Below are 6,171 nucleotides of genomic sequence, written 5' to 3'. Positions count from 1 at the left end.
AGGGGTGGCCGTAGGCCGGGGTGGGGTTGAGGCTGCGCTATCCAAACCCCGCCAGAAACGCCGCGACGTTCGCGCCGAGCGCGTCCACCGCGTAGCCGCCTTCCATCACGATCACGGTCGGCAGATCGAGCGCCGCGATCGAGCGCGCGATGGGGGTGTAATCCGCCGTCTGCAGCGCGAATTGCGAGATCGGGTCGCCGGCAAAGGTATCCGCGCCGAACGAGACGCACAGCATGTCCGCGCCGAAAGCGCGGATCGCGGCCAGCCCCGTCTCCAGCGCCGCCCGATAGGCTGCAAGGTCGGTCCCGCGCGGCAGCGGCAGGTTGAGCGTCGCGCCCTCGCCTGCCCCCTCGCCGCGTTCGTCGGCATGGCCCCAGAAGAACGGATAGTCGGTCGCAGGATCGGCATGGATCGAGACGAACAGCACGTCGCCGCGATCGTAGAATATGTCCTGCGTGCCGTTGCCGTGATGATAATCGACATCGAGGATCGCGACGCGCTTCCGGCCCGCCGCGATGGCCGCCTCGGCCGCCACAGCGACATTGTTGATGAAGCAATAGCCGCCGAGATAATCCGCCCCGCAATGATGGCCGGGCGGGCGGCACAGCGCGAAGGCCGCGCGATCGCCGCCCAGCACCGCCTCGGTCGCCGCCAGCGCGGACTGGCGCCTCGACCTCGCCCAGCGCTTCGAGCACATTCTCCATCCGCCCGCGATGCTCGGCATAGGGCACATAGGCCCCGTTATGCAGTTCCATCGCGGGCGCATGGTCGTGCTGGCGCGGATCGAAGAACGTCCTCATTGCGCGAACAGCTTCCTCAGGAACACCGTCTCGACCTCGCGGCGCAGGTCGTTGTTCGCCTTTTTCAGGAAACCATGGCCCTCATCGGCATAGAGCACGTACCAGGTGTCGACCCCGTTCGAGCGGAGCGCGGCGACCACCTGGTCGGACTCCGACTGCGGCACGCGCGGATCGTTCGCGCCCTGCATCACCAGCATCGGCTTGGTGATCTTGCCGACATTCTTGAGCGGGGCGATGCGTTCGAACACCGCGCGCATCTTGGGGTCGCGCTCGTCGCCATATTCGGCGCGGCGGTTGTCGCGGCGATAGGCTTCGGTATTGGCCATGAAGCTGATGAAGTCGCTGATGCCATAGCGCTCGACCCCGCCGACCAGCTTGTCCGAATAGAAGGTCATGCTGGCGAGCGACATGTAACCGCCATAGGACTGGCCGTAGACTGCAATCCGCTTTGCATCCATGCCCGGCTGCTTTCCCGCCCAGTCGATCAGCGCGCCGATATCCTTGACGCTGTCCTCGCGCAGCGGGCCGTTGTCGAGGTTGAGATATCTGGTGCCATAGCCGTCCGAGCCGCGCACATTGGGCAGGATGACCACCGCGCCCAGCACATCGGCAAAATATTGCGCGCCGGGATTCCAGCTCGGGCGCGTCTGCGCCTCGGGCCCGCCATGGATGTCGATGATCACCGGCAGCTTGGCATCGGGCGCGGCATTCTTGGGGCGATAGACAAAGGCGGGGACGGTCAGCCCGTCAAAGCTGGTGAAGCGCACCAGCTGCGGCTCGACCAGCTTCGCGGGATCGAGCTCGCCCGGCTCGGACTGGGTCCAGCGGGTGATCGCCTGGTTGCCGAGATCCACGGTCCAGACATCGCCCGCAGTGGTCGCGTTGGTGAGCCCCACCGCCAGCTTGCCGCCATCGGGCGAGAAGGACAGGGCTGTCACCACCCCGCGCGGCAACGCAGGCGATAGGCCCGCGCCGCCCGCCAGCGGCATCACGATGACGCGCGAATAGCCGTCCTCGTTGAGCGTATAGGCAATCGTGCGGCCATCGGGCGACAGGTCATAGGCCTCGACATCCCAGCCCGGCTCGCGCGACAGCGCGGTCATCTTGCCCGTGGCCGTGTCGATCCGCACCAGCCGCCGCGTGTCGGTGCCCGCATTGGAGATCGCGACGATCGCCTTGCCGCCCTCGATGAAGCGCGGATCCTCGAAACGCGCCTTCGCCTTGACCGACCAGTCGAGCAGGGTGACCTTGCCGCTCATCAGATCGAGCAGCATCAGATGGTTCTCGCGGTTGGAAATGCCCTTGGCGAGCAGCACCGTCGCCTTGTCCGCGCTGATGTCCTGCGGGCCGACCGCGCCGGTGCCTTGCCAGACCAGGCGACGGCTCTTCGGATCCGCAGGGTCGGCGGCCATGATCGCATAATCGGCCGATCCCTTGGTGGCGCGCGACCAGACGAGCAGGCTGCCATCCTTGGCGAAGACCGGTGCCTGGTTGCGCGTCACCGGCTCGGTCAGCGGCTGGGCGATGCCATCGAGATCGCGGACGAACAGCTGGAACCATTCGTCGCCGCCGGTATCGCGGGTGAGCACGAAGCGTTTCTGGCCGGGCACGGTCTTCGCGCCGCCGACGGGCTCGCCATAATAGGTCAGCTGCCGCCGCGCCGCGCCCGGGGCGGGCACATGGTGCACCTGGAAGGTCGACCCGAAGCGCGTGGTGATCAGCATCGATCCATCGGGCAGCCAGTCCTGGAAGCGCGCCTCGCGATAATTCTGGTAGCGCTGCACCGCGTCACGCACGTCCTGCGGAATCTCGGGCACATTTTCGAGCCGCGCTGTGCCGACCTGGCGCGTCTGGACGGGCGCCTGCTGCGCGGCGGCGGGAACGGCGATGAGCGCGGCGACGGCCAGCAGCGACGAACGGAAAAGCATGCGATTCTCCCTTGGAATGGACCCAAATCTCGTTTCAGATGCAAACACTTAAGGTCAGAAAATGCCCATGGCCAGCCCTGCCCCGAACATCGCGCCCAATTCGCTGCAGGGTGCCACCGCAGCGGTGTCCAGATGCTTGGGCGCGGCAATGGCTTCGAGCGTTTGCGCGTGCGTGCAGACGATCAGGCTGTCGGCGATGCGCTTCAATCGCCAACCTGTCGCGATCCGCTCGATCTGCCGCACGGCCCCCGCCCCGTCCGATCCCGCCGCGACCATCGCCGCATAAGGCCGCCCCTCGATCCGCTCCAGCAGCGGGTAATAGCAGCGATCGAAGAACTCCTTCATCGCGCCGGACATGCTGGCGAGATTCTCCGGGCAGACGAACAGATAGCCCGATGCCGCGAGCATGTCTTCGGGCCCGGCCTGTTCTGCCGCGACCAGCCGCACCGCGCATTCGTCGCGCGCCGCTGCTGCCGCCGCTTCCGCCATCGCCTGCGAAGCGCCGGTGCGGCTGTGCCAGACGATCAGCAGGGTCGGCCGTACGGTCATCCCACCTTGATAGTGCCCAGCCCCCGGCAATCCAGCCCTTTCGATGCAGCACACCCTCGCCAAGCCGAATCGCGCCCGCTAGAGAGAGGCCATGGCCACGCTCCACCCCGATCCCGTTCTCGGCATCACCCGATCGCTCACCGGACAGCCCTGGCACTGGCGCGGCGCGGAAGGCGACCGGCGCGAGGCGGACCTGCAGCCCGACGACCTGGTGTCGTTGCTGCTGCTCAGTCGCGGCGTGCCGCGCGACGATCTCGATCGCCACCGCGCGCCCACGATCCGCGGCTTCATGCCCGATCCGTCGATCTTCCGCGACATGGACAATGCCGCCGACCGGCTCGCGCAAGCCGTGATCGCGCGCGAGAAGGTGACCATCTATGGCGATTACGACGTCGACGGTGCGACCAGCGCGGCGCTGCTGATCCGGCTGCTGCGCGATCTGGGCTTGGACGCCGGGGCCTATATCCCCGACCGACTGATGGAAGGCTATGGCCCGTCGGGCGCGGCACTCACCAAACTCGCTCAGGACGGGTCGACCTTGATCGTCACCGTCGATTGTGGCGCGATGGCCCATGAGGCGCTGCAGATGGCGCACGAAGCCGGGGTCGATGTCGTCGTGGTCGACCATCACAAATGCGCCGCCGAGCTGCCGCACGCCTTTGCGCTGGTCAATCCCAACCGGCTCGACGAGGAGGACGAGGCGGCATCGCACGGCCATCTCGCCGCTGTCGGCGTCGCCTTTCTGCTCGCAGCAGCGGTGGTGCGCACGCTGCGCGCGCAAGGCTATTTCGCGCGCCGCCCAGAACCCTCGCTGATGGAATTGCTCGATCTGGTGGCCCTGGGCACCGTTGCCGATGTCGCGCAGTTGAAGGGCCTCAATCGCGCGTTCGTCGCGCAGGGGCTGAAGATCATGGGCCGCAGGCGCAATATCGGCATGGCCGCGTTGATCGAGGCCAGCCGGCTCACCCGCTCGCCGGTCTGCTCGGACCTCGGCTTTGCGCTGGGTCCGCGCATCAATGCCGGGGGCCGCGTCGGGTCGGCGGACCTAGGCGTGCGGCTGCTGACCACGGTGGACGAGAGCGAGGCGCGCGCGATCGCCGCCGAGCTTTCGCGCCTCAACGACGAACGCCGCGCGATCGAGGCAATGGTGCAGGAGGAAGCGGAAGCCCTGCTCGCCGCGCAGCACAACCGCGCGGTCGCGGTGCTCGCGGGCCGCGCCTGGCATCCCGGTGTCATCGGAATCGTCGCGGGGCGGATCAAGGAAAAGACGGGCCGCCCCTCGCTGGTCATCGCGCTCGACGAGGCAGGCATTGGCAAGGGATCGGGCCGCTCGATACCCGGCGTCGATCTGGCCGCGATGATCGCCGCGCCCAGCCCGCCGCTGCTCATGCGTCCGGACCGCTCATCGGCCAGACCGGGCGGATTTCGAGCGCGCCCCTGGGGATCGGGATGCGCTTGGCCCATTGCAGCGCCTCGTCCAGATTGGCGACATCGATGATGTAGAAGCCGCCCAGCTCCTCATGGCTTTCGGAAAAGGCGCCATCGTGGATCTGGTGCTCGCCCCTGTTCCAGCGGATCGTCGTCGCGGTCGAGGCCGGCTTGAGCCGCTCGCCCGAATAGCTGATCCCGGCCGCGACCAGCGCCTCGCCCAGCGCCATGTGCGCGGCGAGCGTCTCGGCGAGCAGTTTCTCGCCCTCGGGGCCCGCATAGACGCTCTCGTCCTCGTGGATCATCAGCATGTACTGCATCATCGTGTCTCCTCGTCCGAACGGCGAAATGCGCGTTCTGCCCCATGACGAACGACAGTTGCCGGATTCGACGGCCGCCGATTTTTTTTCAGCATGGCGAGGCGGGAATGATCGCAGGCTTCAAGCCGATGCCATGATCGCCGCCCACTCCGCCTCGTCGACCACGCGCACGCCCAGTTCCGCCGCCTTCTTGAGCTTCGACCCAGCGCCCGGCCCGGCGACGACCAGATCGGTCTTGGCCGAAACCGAGCCCGCCGCCTTGGCCCCCAGCCTTTCGGCCTGCGCCTTGGCCTCGTCGCGGCTCATCGTCTCGAGCTTGCCGGTGAAGACGATGGTCTTGCCGCTCCATTCGGTCTCGCGCGCGGTCGAGACGAAGGCGGCGGGACGGACCTCGGCGACAAGATCGTCGAACAGCTGCGCATTGTGCGGCTCGTGGAAGAAATCGCCGAGTGCTTCGGCGACCGCAGGGCCGATACCATCGATCGCGGTGACTTCCGCCGTCGCCTCCAGGCTGCCCTCGGCGAGCCGGCGTCCGATCTCGCCCACCGCCTCGGCGCTGCCGAAGCATTTGACCAGATCCTTCGCCGTCACCGATCCGACATGGCGGATGCCGAGCGCGAACAGGAAACGCCCCGGGTCCGCGCCGCGCCGCGCCTCGATGCTGGCGAGCAGATTGTCGACCGACTTTTCCTGCCAGCCCTCGCGCGCCAGGATCGCGCTGCGGTGCTGTTTCAGGCGGAAGATATCGCCCGGCAGCTTGATGAAGCCCGCGTCGAGGAACTCGGCGATCGTCTTCTCGCCCAGCCCATCGATGTCGAGCGCGGCGCGGCTGACGAAATGCTTCAACCGCTCGCGCTGCTGCGCCGGGCAGATCAGGCCACCGGTGCAGCGGACATCGACCTCGCCCTCTTCCGCCACCGCCTCGCTGCCGCATTCGGGGCAGTGATCGGGGAAGACATAGGGGTCGCGGACCTCGTCGCGGGTCAGGTTCTCGACCACCTGCGGGATGACATCGCCCGCGCGCTGCACCTTTACCCGGTCGCCGGGGCGCACGCCCAGCCGCGCGATCTCGTCGCGGTTGTGCAGCGTGACGTTCGACACGACGACGCCGCCGACGGTGACGGGGGTAAGCCGGCCCACCGGGGT

General features: G+C 67.6%; 5 protein-coding genes and 1 pseudogene. 1 reads left to right on the top strand and 5 read right to left on the bottom strand.

Annotation, left to right across the window (positions count from 1 at the left end):
• Positions 1-37 precede the first annotated feature (37 nt).
• The 3 genes from DM995_RS02465 to DM995_RS02455 form a co-directional block, all read right to left on the bottom strand.
• Positions 38-697, bottom strand: a complete 660-nt coding sequence (locus tag DM995_RS02465) for a histone deacetylase family protein (RefSeq protein ID WP_502696565.1) — start codon at positions 695-697, stop codon at positions 38-40.
• A gap of 99 nt (positions 698-796) precedes the next feature.
• Positions 797-2,728 (bottom strand): S9 family peptidase, encoded by a 1,932-nt coding sequence (locus DM995_RS02460; RefSeq protein ID WP_116968384.1) that lies wholly within the window; start codon positions 2,726-2,728, stop codon positions 797-799.
• A gap of 54 nt (positions 2,729-2,782) precedes the next feature.
• Positions 2,783-3,277, bottom strand: a complete 495-nt coding sequence (locus DM995_RS02455; protein ID WP_116968383.1) for a flavodoxin family protein — start codon at positions 3,275-3,277, stop codon at positions 2,783-2,785.
• 91 nt (positions 3,278-3,368) lie between these two features.
• On the opposite strand from DM995_RS02455, the pseudogene recJ reads away from it, so the two are divergent.
• Positions 3,369-4,667, top strand: a pseudogene (gene recJ / locus DM995_RS02450) (single-stranded-DNA-specific exonuclease RecJ); the annotation flags it as partial.
• Here recJ and DM995_RS02445 read toward each other — a convergent pair.
• Together DM995_RS02445 and ligA are read right to left on the bottom strand one after the other, a co-directional pair.
• On the bottom strand, positions 4,663-5,028 hold the full coding sequence (locus DM995_RS02445) for a YciI family protein (protein WP_023838197.1): 366 nt from the start codon (positions 5,026-5,028) through the stop codon (positions 4,663-4,665). The pseudogene recJ and the gene DM995_RS02445 sit on opposite strands and share 5 nt — an antisense overlap.
• Before the next feature lie 117 nt (positions 5,029-5,145).
• A partial coding sequence (ligA, locus tag DM995_RS02440; RefSeq protein ID WP_116968382.1) for an NAD-dependent DNA ligase LigA occupies positions 5,146-6,171 on the bottom strand: 1,026 nt, incomplete at its 5' end.

This window comes from Blastomonas sp. UPD001 (assembly GCF_003426715.1).
Taxonomy (GTDB): domain Bacteria; phylum Pseudomonadota; class Alphaproteobacteria; order Sphingomonadales; family Sphingomonadaceae; genus Blastomonas.
This window is presented reverse-complemented; position numbering and strand designations above follow the sequence as displayed.

What these genes read in the sequence shown, in the direction of transcription:
- DM995_RS02460 (WP_116968384.1), bottom strand. Translation starts at nt 2,728, where the DNA reads ATGCTTTTCCGTTCGTCGCTGCTGGCCGTCGCCGCGCTCATCGCCGTT.
- DM995_RS02455 (WP_116968383.1), bottom strand. Translation starts at nt 3,277, where the DNA reads ATGACCGTACGGCCGACCCTGCTGATCGTCTGGCACAGCCGCACCGGC.
- DM995_RS02465 (WP_502696565.1), bottom strand. Translation starts at nt 697, where the DNA reads ATGTGCTCGAAGCGCTGGGCGAGGTCGAGGCGCCAGTCCGCGCTGGCG.
- DM995_RS02445 (WP_023838197.1), bottom strand. Translation starts at nt 5,028, where the DNA reads ATGATGCAGTACATGCTGATGATCCACGAGGACGAGAGCGTCTATGCG.